Source organism: Candidatus Phycosocius spiralis (assembly GCF_030158815.1).
GTDB classification, from domain to species: Bacteria; Pseudomonadota; Alphaproteobacteria; order Caulobacterales; family Aquidulcibacteraceae; genus Aquidulcibacter; species Aquidulcibacter spiralis.
Window position 1 is genome coordinate 166,097 of record NZ_BPFZ01000002.1, and the last position, 13,685, is coordinate 179,781.

The 13,685-nt window shown below is 52.8% G+C and carries 14 protein-coding genes; 11 read left to right on the forward strand and 3 right to left on the reverse strand.

What is annotated here, in order from left to right; genetic code table 11:
• Positions 1–6: 6 nt before the first annotated feature.
• The 11 genes from PsB1_RS02480 (at position 7) to PsB1_RS02530 (ending at position 9,110) form a co-directional block, all read left to right on the forward strand.
• A complete protein-coding gene (locus PsB1_RS02480; RefSeq protein ID WP_284358825.1) occupies positions 7–759 on the forward strand; it encodes an ABC transporter ATP-binding protein in 753 nt (250 codons plus the stop codon).
• Positions 759–1,508, forward strand: coding sequence for an ABC transporter permease (locus tag PsB1_RS02485; protein ID WP_284358827.1), 750 nt, complete (start codon positions 759–761; stop codon positions 1,506–1,508). Before PsB1_RS02480 ends, PsB1_RS02485 begins: the two co-directional genes overlap by 1 nt.
• Positions 1,505–3,331, forward strand: a complete 1,827-nt coding sequence (locus PsB1_RS02490; RefSeq protein ID WP_284358828.1) for a GldG family protein — start codon at positions 1,505–1,507, stop codon at positions 3,329–3,331. Before PsB1_RS02485 ends, PsB1_RS02490 begins: the two co-directional genes overlap by 4 nt.
• 69 nt (positions 3,332–3,400) lie before the next feature.
• On the forward strand, positions 3,401–4,132 hold the full coding sequence (locus tag PsB1_RS02495; protein ID WP_284358830.1) for a heme ABC transporter permease: 732 nt from the start codon (positions 3,401–3,403) through the stop codon (positions 4,130–4,132).
• Entirely contained in the window at positions 4,129–4,326 is a 198-nt protein-coding gene (gene ccmD, locus PsB1_RS02500) for a heme exporter protein CcmD (RefSeq protein WP_284358831.1), read from the forward strand. Before PsB1_RS02495 ends, ccmD begins: the two co-directional genes overlap by 4 nt.
• Positions 4,319–4,870, forward strand: coding sequence for a DsbE family thiol:disulfide interchange protein (locus PsB1_RS02505; protein WP_284358833.1), 552 nt, complete (start codon positions 4,319–4,321; stop codon positions 4,868–4,870). Before ccmD ends, PsB1_RS02505 begins: the two co-directional genes overlap by 8 nt.
• 76 nt (positions 4,871–4,946) lie before the next feature.
• Complete coding sequence (locus PsB1_RS02510; RefSeq protein WP_284358835.1) at positions 4,947–5,234, forward strand: hypothetical protein; 288 nt, start codon at positions 4,947–4,949, stop codon at positions 5,232–5,234.
• A gap of 182 nt (positions 5,235–5,416) precedes the next feature.
• Positions 5,417–5,791, forward strand: coding sequence for a hypothetical protein (locus PsB1_RS02515; protein ID WP_284358836.1), 375 nt, complete (start codon positions 5,417–5,419; stop codon positions 5,789–5,791).
• 230 nt (positions 5,792–6,021) lie between these two features.
• Positions 6,022–6,864, forward strand: coding sequence for a flagellin N-terminal helical domain-containing protein (locus tag PsB1_RS02520; protein WP_284358838.1), 843 nt, complete (start codon positions 6,022–6,024; stop codon positions 6,862–6,864).
• A gap of 279 nt (positions 6,865–7,143) precedes the next feature.
• On the forward strand, positions 7,144–7,986 hold the full coding sequence (locus PsB1_RS02525) for a flagellin N-terminal helical domain-containing protein (RefSeq protein WP_284358841.1): 843 nt from the start codon (positions 7,144–7,146) through the stop codon (positions 7,984–7,986).
• Between the two features lie 281 nt (positions 7,987–8,267).
• A complete protein-coding gene (locus tag PsB1_RS02530) occupies positions 8,268–9,110 on the forward strand; it encodes a flagellin (protein ID WP_284358842.1) in 843 nt (280 codons plus the stop codon).
• Between the two features lie 90 nt (positions 9,111–9,200).
• On the opposite strand, the gene PsB1_RS02535 is transcribed toward PsB1_RS02530, so the two are convergent.
• From PsB1_RS02535 to PsB1_RS02545, 3 genes are all read right to left on the reverse strand, one after another.
• A complete protein-coding gene (locus PsB1_RS02535) occupies positions 9,201–10,496 on the reverse strand; it encodes an acyl-CoA dehydrogenase family protein (RefSeq protein WP_284358844.1) in 1,296 nt (431 codons plus the stop codon).
• An 87-nt stretch (positions 10,497–10,583) separates the two neighbouring features.
• Positions 10,584–11,822 carry a CCA tRNA nucleotidyltransferase gene (locus PsB1_RS02540; RefSeq protein ID WP_284358845.1) on the reverse strand — a complete coding sequence of 413 codons (1,239 nt, stop codon included), beginning with the start codon at positions 11,820–11,822 and terminating at the stop codon, positions 10,584–10,586.
• Positions 11,823–11,885: 63 nt separating this feature from the next.
• Positions 11,886–13,601, reverse strand: a complete 1,716-nt coding sequence (locus tag PsB1_RS02545; RefSeq protein ID WP_284358846.1) for a class I adenylate-forming enzyme family protein — start codon at positions 13,599–13,601, stop codon at positions 11,886–11,888.
• Positions 13,602–13,685: the final 84 nt, after the last annotated feature.

Genomic DNA, 13,685 nt, shown 5'->3' on the forward strand with positions numbered 1-13,685 from the left:
GCCAGGATGTTGATCATTGAGGGTCTTTCAAAAAGGTACGGGGGCAGACAGGGTGTCGAGCCTGCCAGCTTTACCCTTAAGCCTGGAGAGATTGCGGGATTAATCGGGCCCAATGGTGCGGGCAAAACCACAATGCTTAGGATGATAGCCGGGTCGCTGCAACCTGATGAGGGCAAAGTTAGCGTCATGGGTTTTGATCTTCGGACCCAGCGCCAATCAGCGCAGGCTCTCATGGGCTATCTGCCCGAACATGCCCCCCTTTATGATGATATGACGCCGCGCAGCTATATCGGGTTTTTACTCGCAGCCCGTGGTTTTACCCGTAAGGAGATTGCGGTCGCTTTACCCCTTGCTTTGTCGCGGACGCAAATTGAGCCGGTGGCGGATGAGCGGATTTGTCGCCTCTCAAAAGGCTATCGTCAGCGGGTCGCATTCGCGGGCGCGCTTGCCCATAACCCCCAGGTTTTGATTTTGGACGAGCCAACCGATGGCTTAGACCCGCTACAAAAACGCGCGTCCCGGGCTTTGATCCAAAGCCTATCGCCGGGGCGTATTATCCTGATTTCAACCCATGTGCTGGATGAGATTAGCGCCTTATGTACCCGCGTGATCACCATTTGGGACGGCCATATTTGTGGCGATGAGAGCCCGGAAGCTTTGAGCGCGCGGACCCCAAGTGGGCGGCTGGAGGATGGCTTTTTCGCCCTTGCCGATGCACGGGCTAGCTTAAATGCTGCACCAGAGGTGGTTGAACCGTAATGCGCTTCTGGCAAGGCTTTTGGGCCATTTACCGACGTGAGCTTTTCCAAGACCTCACGCACCCCGTCGCTTATGTCTTCATCGCGGGGTTTTTATCGGCCTCGGTCCTTGCGACCTTTCAGCTCGGTGGCCTATTTGAAGCGGGTCGCGCTGATTTATCAAGCTATTTTCAATTCCATCCTTGGCTTTATGCGGTGCTCATGCCTGCGCTTGCCATGCGGACTTGGAGTGATGAGGTGCGCCGCGGCACGCTTGAGACTTTGCTTGCCCTGCCTGTCTCGCGTGCTGCCTTGGTGCTCGCAAAATTTGCGGCAGCTTGGACCTTGGTGGCTTTGATGCTGGTTTTGGGCACCACTTTATGGCTTGGGATCGCGCTTTTGGGCCCGGTTGATCATGGCGCGACCTTGGTGGGCTTTTGCGGCTCCTTTTTGATGGCGGGAGCCTATCTGGCGATTGGGATGGCGGCTTCGGCGGCCAGTTCCAGTCAAGCGATGAGTTTTGTGATCGCCACCTCTATCAGCGTGCTTCTTACGGCAGCGGGTCTGCCGATCGTGAGCACCATTTTCGCGGGCCTAATCGGCGATCAAGCCGCTCTGATGTTGTGCGCTTTATCCATTCAAGATCACTTTGACGGGTTCCAGCGCGGGGTGATTGAAGTACGCGCTATTGTATTTTTTATGAGCTTGATCGCCGCTTGGCTCGCTGTGACGTTCCTCTTTGTGACCAATAAGCGCGTGGGTGGCCTATGAAACAACCCCTATTTACCTTTTGGGCTTGCCTCGTGATTGGCGTTTTGTTCGTTGGCTCCTCAATGATCAGCGGCCGATGGCTCGCACCCCTGCGCTATGATGCCACGGACAACAAGCTTTATACGATTTCTGATGCGACAGTGGCGATTTTAGCCGACCTTAAAGCGCCAATTAAGATTGATCTGTATGTCTCTAAGACAGCCTTGCTCGAAGACCCGGTCGCAAGCGCTTATGGCAAGCGCATCACTGATTTACTCAAAACCTATGTGGCCCATTCAGCTGGGCGACTTAGCCTGCGCGTCCATGACCCCGCCCCCTTTACCAGCCAGGAGGAACAAGCGCGAAAGCTTGGCCTAACGCCGATCTCAAATGCCAATCCAGACGATGCGCCTGCCTATATTGGACTGGTTTTAACCTCACACCTCGGCCCCCGGCAGGTCTTACCGCTTCTGGCCCCCGATCAAGAAGCGAACCTTGAATATGTCTTGACGCGGGCGATCACAAAGTTAGCCTCTAATCGCCCAACCCGGCTTGGTGTGATCACTAGCCTGCCCTGGCTCTATGACCGCGACCCCGTCACAGGGATCGCCAAGCCTGTAGCCCAAATCGCGCACGATCTAAGTCAAGATATGGACGTGACGGTGTTGGACCCCCAATTCAACGCGCTTTCTAGCAACTATGACGTGATTATGGTCGCCCAGCCCTATGCCTTGAAGCCCCGTCAACAATTTCTTCTCGACCAATATGCCCTCCAAGGTGGGGCTCTTTTAATCTTACTAGATCCTGCAAGCTTGGTATCCAATGATAATGGCGGCGGGCAAATTGCAGCCACCACAGCCCTTGGCAATTTAACGCGGGCTTGGGGCTTTAGCGTGCAAGGTGATGTTATCGCCGACCGTCTGGGCGCGTTACCGGTCCAAACCAATATCAATGGCCGCCCCATCATTGCGCCACAGCCGATTGTTTTTAGTGTGGGACCCCAAGGCCTAACCCAAACCAACCCCATCACCCGCGCGCTCCGTCAAGGCCTGCATCTGGCTACCCCTGGCGAAGTGACTTTCTTAGACACGCCCGGGCTTACGTTTGAACCCTTAATAACCACCAGCGCAGATACCATGCGTTTTGGCGCTAGCCGCGCGATCTCTGGCCTCAGCCCGCAGGATGTGGCGTTAGACTGGGAGAGCCTTGGGGAGCGCACCGTCCTTGGCGCGAAGGTCACGGGGCAGCTTAAATCCGCGTTTCCAAAGGGCGATCCATCCGGTTCGGCGACGCGCTTTTTGAAAGAGAGCCAGATGCCAGCGCGCTTGGTGGTTGTGGGCGATGTCGATTTTCTAGCCGATAGCCTTTATCTCACACCCGATGGCAGTGTGGCAGATAATGGCCGCTTTATTCTCAATGCCCTTGACACTTTAGCGGGCCAAGAAAAGCTTTTGAACATAGGCTCCCGCAGTCAAACCATGCGCCCGCTGGTTGTTGTTGAGCGGGTTCGTAAAGCGGCACAGGCGCGCGTTTTGGAAGAAGAAGAGGTTCTAACCACCCGCTTAGCCCAAGCTGAAAGCCAATTGGCGGAGCTGGAGGCTGGATCGGGCCAGGCGGCACCTGATGCATCCAATGGGGAAATCAAACGCTACCGCAACGACATAAGCGAACTGCGGGCGCGCCTGCGCCAATTGCAAGAAAGCGTACGTAAAGAGGTGGCAGGAATTAAAACGGCCCTAATCACCCTTTTAGGGATCGTTCTGCCCTTGCTTGTCCTACTGGTTGGGTTTTGCGTGTTTTGGTGGTCGAACCGGGCAAGCGTTAGGGCCCGCAAGGGATTTTGAGCACACAAAGCTGCGTCTAATCGGGGCAAAAGCTGGACCTGATCGCGACCGCGTTCTAACTAGCTTCTTATGATTTCAAGGTTCGCAAATCCACAGCGCTTTTTGTCGCTTACCGATTGGCTATTGCCCCTGCTTAGCGTTTTAGCTGTGCTTGTATCCGCCATCGGGGTGGTGTGGTCTTTAGGGTTTGCGCCAGCCGATTATCAGCAGGGCGAGACCGCGCGCATCATGTATATCCACGTCCCTTCGGCTTGGATTGCAGTTGGGGCCTATAGTGGCATGGCGATCGGTAGTCTTTCTTATCTGGTTTGGGGCCATACTTTAGGCGATATTGCAGCCAAAGCCATAGCCCCGATTGGTGCAGCTTTCACGGCTTTATGCTTGGCGACGGGATCGATCTGGGGGCGGCCAACTTGGGGCACCTGGTGGGAGTGGGATGGCAGGTTAACTTCGGTTCTTGTGCTGTTTTTCCTCTATCTGGGCTATATGGCGCTGCGCAATGCGCTCGAAGATCCTGGCCAAGACATCAGCAAAGCCGCCAAAGCCGCCGCGATCCTCTGTTTAGTCGGCACGATTAACATTCCCATCATCCGATTTTCGGTTGAGTGGTGGAACACTTTGCACCAGAAAGCCTCCATCATCCGCGCCGGGGGGCCAAGCCTCGACCCCAGCTTGTTGCATCCCTTATTGGTGATGGGTTTAGCCTATTTGTTGATTTTCACCGCTTTAAGCTTGGCGGCGATCCGCGCTGAACTTTGGGCACGGTCTGCCGACACTTTGGCCGCACGGATACAGGCATGAGACTGCAATTTACTTCCCTTCAGGATTTTTTCGCGATGGGCGGCTACGCGGGCTTTGTGTTTGGGGCTTGGGGGCTCAGTGCGCTTGTGATCGCCTGCCTTATTGCCCGCGCGATCATCCAAGGCAAACGCAATAAAGCGCGGTTGGCAGACCTGCGCAAAGCCGCCCCGCACTCCAAGGCCAGTGATGCCTAAGGTCGAGAGCCAACAAAGAGGTCGCGTTTGGGCGTTCTTGCCGCTCATCTTCTTTGTCGCTTTAGCAAGCCTATTCATCTGGGCCATGTTCGGCCAACGTGTGGATCGCCATGCAAGTGCTTTGATCGGCAAACCCGCCCCCAGCTTTGTTTTGCCCGATATCGAAGGGCGAACGCTTGATCTGGGTGCCTATAAGGGCCGCCCGGTGATTTTGAACGTCTTTGCATCCTGGTGCGCACCATGTCGGGTTGAGCACCCCCAATTGCTGCAAATGGCGCAAGATAAGCGCTTCGTCCTTTTAGGCCTCGCCTACCGCGATGATCCCAGCAAAACCGAGGCGTATTTAGATGAGTTGGGTAATCCCTATGCTCAGGCCGGGCTGGACCGTCAGGGGGCTGTTGGGGTGCAGTTTGGCTTGGCGGGTGTGCCTGAAACCTATGTCATTGGTGCCAACGGTGTGATCCTAGCACGCCATCAAGGCGAAATCACACCAAAAGTCGCCGGGGAATTAGTGTTTTTGGCTGCGCGCAGTATCGATCCCTAAAAAACCCTTGACCTTGATTATAGGTGTAGTTTAGCGTTTATAAATCATTAATGCGACGCTCTTTAGCTAGGTAGCCATGAAAATTGATCCAACTCCCTTTATGCAGTCTGGCGCATTAGCACAGGCGCTTGCTAAAAGCCGGATGGAAGCCAACGAGGCACGAAAAGCTTTTGACTCGTTGTTAGGCAATGCCAATCAGCGCCCAGTAATGTACCCTCCGCCGGCTATGGCCAGCGCCCAGCGCGAGCCAAAGGCGGTTGAGACCCGTATTGCGCAAAGGCAAGAGCCTGAAAAGGACGAAGAACCAACTCCTTCACCCGAACCCATGCAGCGCTCTGGTCGGGTTTTGGACATACGTGTTTAGCTGATTTTTTTGAGTAAAAATTAGGTAAAACACGATCTAACTTTTATTCAATTTGAAGCTAAATTTGAATCAATGTTTGCCAATAACAAAGACGAATTTTTGGTGACTTATGGGTAATATGGTCACTGGTTATGTTAACCAAAGCGTCAGAAGGACGTTTCACCGCAGGATGAGGTAATAAAATGACTGCAATCAAACCCAATATAGGCCCATTGGAGGCCTTACAAAGAGAGGTTGCGGCGCGACTAACGCGGCCGGCAGAGGATTCTGTCAGCTACATTGAGTCTAACCCAAACCAAAATGACGTACAAAAACCGGTTTCTTACGAGACCACTTTACCCGCAAGCTCACCATCCAGTGACACGCCAGAGACGTTTGAGTCGATGGTCACAAAGCTGAATGCGATTTTAACCGCAAATGGTTCTTCTGAATCGGTTGCGGAAATGACTGCGGAATCGGCGCGCTTGCAAGCGTTACAAGCTCGCCAACAACTAGAAGCAAAGCCGTATGGGATCACAAGTCGTGCTGCCCTTTCGGCACTTGCCATGTTTAAATAGCGTGGGCTGAGCCCCGCGCCAATCGCGTACACGTTTTCAGCGCAAGACTGAGCGGGTCGGTTACGCCGACACGAATAAGGAGTTGTGTGTACTGCTATCGCGTCGGCTTAGCCCACGCCTTACCTCCCCAGGTTTTACGACTGCTTGCGTGTTGAATTGGGACGGGGGTCCACATTCAAACCCATCAAGGAACTAAGGTTCTAAGATGTGCTAAATGCAAGGAGATCAAAATGATCAGTGTGAATACGAATGTCGCCTCCATGGCGGCCATTCAAAATCTTGCGGCGACTGGGCGTGATCTCGCTGCCAGTCAAAAAGCCGTTTCAACGGGCAAGAAAGTCGCAGATGTAGCCGACAATGGGGCGATCTGGGTTATTGCCAATAAAATGGGTGGAGATCTCAAATCCTATGACCGGGTTCGTGAATCGGCTACCCGAGCTGGTGCAATTCTCGATACAGCGGTTTCGGCCGCTGAAAGCATTATGGACCGGCTCAACGATATGAAGGGCAAGGCCTTGGCTGCAATACAGCCTGGTTTGTCGACTTCATCGCTGAATGCTTTAAATGCCGACTTCGTCCAGCTTCGCGATCAAATCACCACCAGTGTTGCTAATGCGACATTTGATGGTGCCAATATGATTGGTACTACTCCAGCGAGTGCAATCTCTTTAGGTGATGCCAATGGTGGAAATACTATCACCATTGCCGGTGTAAACTTGAATTTGGGTCAGTCAACGATCACGGTTGCTGCTAATGCTACATTAGATACAACTGGAACTGCAGCTGGCGTCACCGCCAATACCACTATCTTGAACGCCATCAACACCTCCATCGGCAATCTGGGTACCGAAATGGCCAGGTTGGGTGCAGGGGCCAAGCGCTTTGATGCCCATCTGCAATTTGTTTCCAAACTGCAAGATGCCCTCACTACCGGGATTGGCTCCATGGTGGATGCTGATCTGGCTGGGGAAAGTGCAAAGCTGCAATCCTTGCAGGTTAAGCAACAATTGGGCCTGCAAGCCCTTTCGATTGCTAATGCGGGCGTGCAATCGGCATTGGCTTTATTCCGTTAAAGACTGTTGCCACCTGTCTTCGTTGGGGCCCGTTGCAATGCACATTCAACCTGCATGCTGCGGCGGGCCCCGCAACGGGCACCCACATAGTTTATTGGGCATTATGAATAATAATCCCATTAATATGTTTAAATTCAGTATATTACAAAATAAGCAAGATCGATAAAAATTTATCAATCTTGGTAAGTGAAGTGATACTACCCAGTGGTAACATCGCTTCAGTCACAACGACAATGGTACCAAAATTGGCACCATCATGCACAAAGCAAAGGGGTCACAATGATCAGTGTAAACACAAATATTGCCTCTATGGCAGCCATTCAAAATTTGGCATCCACCAATAGGGATCTGGCCGTAAGCCAAAAAGCACTGTCAACGGGCAAGAAAGTCGCAGATGTAGCCGACAATGGGGCGATCTGGGTTATTGCCAATAAGATGGGTAGCGATGTCAAAGCCTATGACCGGGTCCGTGAGTCTGGCGAGCGAGCCGGGGCTATTCTTGATACGGCCATTGCGGCCGCTGAAAGCATTATGGACCGGCTCAACGATATGAAGGGCAAGGCCTTGGCTGCTGTTCAGCCTGGTTTGTCGACTTCATCGCTGAGTGCTTTAAATGCCGACTTCGTCCAGCTTCGCGATCAAATCGGCACCAGTGTTGCTAATGCGACATTTGATGGTGCCAATATGATTGGTACTACTCCAGCGAGTGCAATCGCTCTAGGTGATGCCAATGGTGGAAATACAATCACCATTGCCGGTGTAAACTTGAATTTGGGTCAGACAACGATCACGGTTGCTGCTAATGCTACATTAGATACAACTGGAACTTCAGCTGGCGTCACCGCAAATACCAATATCTTGAACGCCATCAACACCTCCATCACCAATCTGGGTACCGAAATGGCCAGGTTGGGTGCAGGGGCCAAGCGCTTTGATGCCCATTTGCAATTTGTTTCCAAACTGCAAGATGCCCTCAATACCGGGATTGGTGCGATCACCGATGCAGATCTCAGCAAGGAAAGCGCACGTCTGCAATCCTTGCAGGTTAAGCAACAATTGGGCGTTCAAGCTTTGTCGATTGCCAATAGCTCAACCTCAACCGCCTTGTCGCTATTCCGCTAAGCGGCTTAAGTCTAACCATAACCATAACCATAATCACAATCTCACTGGCCCGGGCATTGCCGCCCGGGCCATTTTTTGTGCCACAAAGCCATTCTTGACCAAGCAGGAAAGCGTATAAGAAAAAAACAAAGTCATTCAATGATTTATGAATGAATAACCAGCTTGACTGGATTTTATTACCCATGGTAACTTTTCATTCATAACTCGTGGGTAACCTCGGTTATGTCACAATGACACTGGCAACACAATGTTGCCGGACCAGCAAAAGCTAGGAGATCACAATGATCAGCGTAAATACCAATATTGGTTCGATGAAGGCTATCCAAAACCTCGCCGAAACGAACCGTAATCTCAATGTTACCCAAAAAGCCGTTTCAACTGGCAAAAAAGTTGCTGACGTCAAAGATAATGGTGCGATTTGGACCATTGGTAACAAAATGTCCAGCGATGTTACAGCTTACGCCCGCGTCACCGAGTCAGGTGAACGTGCCGGTGCTATTCTTGATACGGCCATTGCAGCGGCAGAGAGCATCATGGACTTGCTCAATCAAATGAAGGGCAAAGCCTTAGCTGCAAAACAACCTGGATTGTCGGCCGGCTCACAAAGTGCATTAGACTCAGATTTCAAACAACTTCGTGATCAGATTACCACCGCAGTAGTAAACGCCAGCTTTGATGGTGCGAACATGGTGAATGGTGGTGGTACGAATACTCTTGCCGATGCGATTGCCTTAGGTAATGCAAATGGTGATCCCGCCACCAATATCACAGTCAGTGGCGCTAATTTGAATTTAGGCGGAACCATTATAACCGTTGCTGCTAACCAAGCGGTCGATACGACTACTAATGCAGACACGGCTTTGACCGCACTCAACGCCTCCATCACCAATCTGGGCACGCAAATGGCCACTTGGGGTGCGGGTGCAAAGCGCTTTGATGCTCATTTACAGTTCGTCAGCAAGCTGACCGATGCCCTGAATACCGGTATTGGTTCAATTCTTGACGCAGACCTCAGCAAGGAAAGCGCCAGGCTTACTTCCTTGCAGACCAAGCAGCAATTGGGTGTTCAAGCACTCTCGATTGCCAATAGCTCTACTCAGACAGCCCTTTCGCTCTTCCGATAAGAGAAGCGCGCTAGCTGGTTCGCCAGCTCATGAACTTGCCCGGGCGGCAACGCCCGGGTCCTTTTTGTTTATATTTTTTGGCTCTATTTTTTATCTTATACCCGGCACATGGAGTGCCGCTTCGGCTTCGGCTTTGGCCTTTATGGCACCCCCTGCGTGGCGGCCAAGTTCCAAGCGAGCGATGGTGCGGTTATGCACTTCATCTGGCCCGTCGGCTAAACGCAAAGTCCGCTGGTGGGCATAGGCTTGCGCCAAGCCAAAATCCTGACTGACCCCACCCCCACCATGGGCCTGAATGGCATCATCAATAATCTGCAGCGCCATGGTTGGGGCTTGCACCTTGATCATCGCGATCTCGGCGCGCGCAATTTTATTGCCAACCGTATCCATCATATAAGCGGCTTTGAGGCACAAAAGGCGGGTCATCTCAATATCGATGCGCGCGCGCGCGATACGCTGTTCCCAGATTGAGTGCTCAGCCACCGTTTTGCCAAACGCCACCCGCGTGGTCAGGCGTTGACACATTTTTTCAAGGGCGACTTCGGCGACGCCAATCGTGCGCATGCAATGGTGGATACGTCCGGGGCCAAGGCGGCCTTGCGCGATCTCAAAGCCCGCACCCTCGCGCAAGATCAAATTATCCGCCGGGACGCGCACATTTTCCATCTTAACTTCAAAATGGCCATGGGGCGCATCATCATAGCCAAACACATGCAAGGGCCGTACGAGTGTGACGCCTTTAGCGTCCAAAGGCATTAAGATCTGGCTTTGCTGGGTATAGGAATTTGCTTCAGGGTCGGTCTTGCCCATGACGATGGCGACTTTACAGCGCGGATCGCCCACCCCAGAACTCCACCATTTGGTGCCATTGATCACATACTCATCGCCGTCGCGCACGATCGAGGTTTGAATATTGGTGGCATCAGAAGAGGCCACGGCAGGCTCCGTCATCAAGAAGGCGGAGCGTATCTCCCCATGCATCAAAGGGCGCAGCCATCTTTCCTTTTGCGCGCGCGTGCCATAACGCATCAATACTTCCATATTGCCGGTATCAGGTGCCGAGCAATTAAACACTTCTGCGGCAAAACCGACCCGACCTGTTATTTCTGCAAGCGCGGCATAGGTAACGTTGGAAAGTCCTGGGCCTTCAAATTCAAAGCTATCATCGACGTGGGCTGCGCCATGGCTTGGCGGCATGAACATGTTCCAAAGGCCTGCCGCTTTGGCTTTGGCCTTTAACTCTTCAACGATAGGGATGACTTTCCAGCGCTCCCCTTGCCCATCTTGGGCTTGATAAACCGGGATAGCGGGCATGATATGGTCGTCCATAAAGGCTTCCACCCGGTCGATCCAACGCTTGGTTTCCTCTGAATGCTCGAAAATCATGTCCTGCTCCCTGATGCTGTTTATTGACTTGGGGCGAACCTAACTCTGTCGCAGCAGGAGGGCAATGCGCCAATATATTGGGTTAGATTAAGCTTGGTTCACCAAGCTGGCCAGCTTAGTCTGCAAGGCTGCATCATCGTTGATAAAGTCATGCTCAACCCACCAACGCTCCAACGCACCTAGAATGTGTCCAATCCTAGGGTCAGGGCGCGCACCCGCATTCAGAACATCTTGACCCGTGACCGGAAAGCGCGGGACCACAAATTCCCGTGCGAGCGCGATCATTGCCCGCCAGTGATCGCTGTGACTTACTTCAAAATCATGGGCCCAGGCCAGAAAAATGCGGTCGAGAAAGAGCTGCTTACCTAGCCAATAAAGGGTTTGGCGGACTTCACGATCCGAAAAGTCAAACTGGATCATAGTTTGATCCTTTGCCCAAGCCAGCAAGCGCTCACCCTCTGCATTGGACAATTTGAGGCGCGCGATAAAAGCTGCAATCTGGGCTGGGTTGCGCGGCAAGAGGACCATCAAGCGCTGCATCGGGTCCAAATCGATCATGACGCATTGTTCATCACCCCTCGTTTGCTGCAAAGCTTCAACGCCCATGGCTTCGGGCAGGATAGCAGCCAAAACCCCCGTTTCGATCATTGCCACCAAGACTGAACGCGGATCGGGCGCGCCGAAGAGGCGCTTTAGCTCCATCCACACACGCTCTGCCGACAATGTCGCCATGCCATTAAGGTGGCGTGCACAGGCATTTTGTCCATTCTCGTCGGGTGGACCCTTGCCGTACCAAGCGTGGAAGCGGAAAAACCGCAAAATGCGGAGATAATCTTCACGGACCCTTAGATCTGGATCACCGACAAATCGGACCCGTCCAGCGCGCGCATCCTCTATGCCCGTTCCTGTGGGATCAAACAGCGTGCCATCCATGTCGCAATAAAGCGCATTCATCGTAAAATCGCGGCGCGAAGCGTCTTGGTGCCAATCCGTCGTAAAGGCAACTTCCGCATGACGGCCATCGGTCGCGACATCGCGGCGCAAGGTGGTAACCTCGACTGGGCGTGAATTGACAATGGCGGTGATGGTGCCATGGGCAAGCCCCGTAGGTACAGTCTTGATACCAGCCGCTTGCAGCGCGCCAATTACGGCTTGGGGCTCTAATTGGGTTGCGATATCCACATCATGGGCATGTCTGCCCAAAACCGCGTCGCGCACGCAGCCCCCCACCAAGCGCGCACACCCGCTTTGAACGCTATCCAATGCCAGAAGCACCCGTTGCGCTGCGGGGTCTTGGAGTAAAGCATGATTACAAAGCTTGGTCATGCTTGCCCAATAAAGGGCAAAAGCTTACGTGTCATCCCACAACGCATCCAAGCACTCAAGCCCCTATTCAAATAGCGCCCTAAGCTCCCGCTTGAGGATCTTGCCGTTTGCATTGCGAACAAGAGGTTCGTTTAAAATCCGCACATGGGCTGGAACCTTGAAGCTGGCCAAAGAAGCGCCAACCCAGCGTTTGAGTTCTTCTGGCGTCAGAGTTGAGTCATGGGGCACGGTCACGACAGCACCGACTTCTTCGCCTAATATTTTGTGGGGCACGCCGATGATGGCTGCGTCAGAGATATCGGGATGCTTATAGAGGATATCCTCAATCTCTGAACAATAGACGTTTTCACCGCCCCGGATGATCATGTCTTTGGCACGGTCAACAATAAAGACAAAGCCCTCTTCATCCATTTTGACGAGGTCGCCAGTCTTAAACCAACCCCCGCCAAAGGCCGCTTCGGTGGCTTCGGGCTTGTTCCAATAGCCAAGGATCACATTGGGACCACGAACCCACAGTTCCCCTACTTCGCCAATGGCCACATCTTGGCCATCGCCATCCACAACCCGCACATCATTGATCGGATGGACAGGGCCACACGACAGCGGCCGCAACTCATAGTCTTCTGCGCCGATATTGGTCACAGCGGCGGAAGTTTCGGTCAGGCCATAGCCTTGGCCGGGGGAGACTTTCGGGAAAGCTTCCACGATTTTTCGCACTAGCTCTGCCGCCGATGGCGCGCCGCCATAGGAGACATTCTCGACACTGGATGTATCAAATTCCTTGAGCCTTGGATGTTCAAGCACTTGCCAAGCAATCGCCGGAACGCCACCAAAACTATTGATTTTTTCCTGCTCAATGAGCTCAATTCCCTTAAGGGCATCCCAGTGGTGCATCATCACAATCTTGACGCCTTGCGCAACTGAGGGCACCAAGACCGCGTGACTGCCCGTAACATGAAACAAAGGAATAGCCAGCAAAGTTGCTTTTTTGGGTAGGCTTGGGTCGGGCGCTGGCGGGGTTTCACCTCGACGCAAATATTGGCGTGCGCCATGGACCATCATGTTCATCAGATTGGTAAGCATATTGCGGTGGGTGCCAAATGCACCTTTGGGTGCTCCGGTGGTGCCTGAGGTATAAAACAAGGTGCATGGGTCTTCTGGGTCTAACGCAACTTCCGGTGCCGCTGTCTCTGGCAAGGACGCCCAAGAAATCGATTCTCCGATTAAATCCTCTAAAGCAATTGCGCCAGCTGGCTTATCGTCCCCGCCACGCGCGACAATCAAGGTTTTAAGGCCAGGAATATTAGGAAGCTTTTCGGTGACCCGGTCCGCACGCTCCACATCCACAATGGCCAAAGCCGCACCACAGTCGCGCAGACCATATTCTAACTCATTGGCCGTCCACCAAGCATTGAGCGGGCATATCATGGCCCCGATGATCACACTTGCCCAGAAAACCACTGGCCATTCAGGTAAATTGCGCATGATCAAAGCCACACGATCACCCTTTTTCACACCATAGCGATCTTTCAAAATATGTGCGAGTTTCGACGCCGCATTGGCATGGGCACGATAGCTAATGCGTTCTTGGCCATAGATCAGAAATTCCGCTTCGCCATGGCTACGGCCAAGCGCGAAAATATCCAGCAAGGTTTGAGGACCAGCCTTATAGACCCTAAGCGACTGACCGCGGATTGTTTTGGTCTCGATCTCAAGTGGGCCGCCGGGTCCTGTCAAAATGGCATGTGCTTGGGCAACCGACATGGCTGGAAATGGCATGTTTATTCCCCCCAAAGATGATATCTACTACACGGATCGTTTATTGTCGGTATTGATCGAGAAGCCAAGCTGCACAAGGTAAAT

What these genes read in the sequence shown, in the direction of transcription:
- PsB1_RS02480 (WP_284358825.1), top strand. Translation starts at nt 7, where the DNA reads ATGTTGATCATTGAGGGTCTTTCAAAAAGGTACGGGGGCAGACAGGGT.
- PsB1_RS02485 (WP_284358827.1), top strand. Translation starts at nt 759, where the DNA reads ATGCGCTTCTGGCAAGGCTTTTGGGCCATTTACCGACGTGAGCTTTTC.
- PsB1_RS02490 (WP_284358828.1), top strand. Translation starts at nt 1,505, where the DNA reads ATGAAACAACCCCTATTTACCTTTTGGGCTTGCCTCGTGATTGGCGTT.
- PsB1_RS02495 (WP_284358830.1), top strand. Translation starts at nt 3,401, where the DNA reads ATGATTTCAAGGTTCGCAAATCCACAGCGCTTTTTGTCGCTTACCGAT.
- ccmD (WP_284358831.1), top strand. Translation starts at nt 4,129, where the DNA reads ATGAGACTGCAATTTACTTCCCTTCAGGATTTTTTCGCGATGGGCGGC.
- PsB1_RS02505 (WP_284358833.1), top strand. Translation starts at nt 4,319, where the DNA reads ATGCCTAAGGTCGAGAGCCAACAAAGAGGTCGCGTTTGGGCGTTCTTG.
- PsB1_RS02510 (WP_284358835.1), top strand. Translation starts at nt 4,947, where the DNA reads ATGAAAATTGATCCAACTCCCTTTATGCAGTCTGGCGCATTAGCACAG.
- PsB1_RS02515 (WP_284358836.1), top strand. Translation starts at nt 5,417, where the DNA reads ATGACTGCAATCAAACCCAATATAGGCCCATTGGAGGCCTTACAAAGA.
- PsB1_RS02520 (WP_284358838.1), top strand. Translation starts at nt 6,022, where the DNA reads ATGATCAGTGTGAATACGAATGTCGCCTCCATGGCGGCCATTCAAAAT.
- PsB1_RS02525 (WP_284358841.1), top strand. Translation starts at nt 7,144, where the DNA reads ATGATCAGTGTAAACACAAATATTGCCTCTATGGCAGCCATTCAAAAT.
- PsB1_RS02530 (WP_284358842.1), top strand. Translation starts at nt 8,268, where the DNA reads ATGATCAGCGTAAATACCAATATTGGTTCGATGAAGGCTATCCAAAAC.
- PsB1_RS02535 (WP_284358844.1), bottom strand. Translation starts at nt 10,496, where the DNA reads ATGATTTTCGAGCATTCAGAGGAAACCAAGCGTTGGATCGACCGGGTG.
- PsB1_RS02540 (WP_284358845.1), bottom strand. Translation starts at nt 11,822, where the DNA reads ATGACCAAGCTTTGTAATCATGCTTTACTCCAAGACCCCGCAGCGCAA.
- PsB1_RS02545 (WP_284358846.1), bottom strand. Translation starts at nt 13,601, where the DNA reads ATGCCATTTCCAGCCATGTCGGTTGCCCAAGCACATGCCATTTTGACA.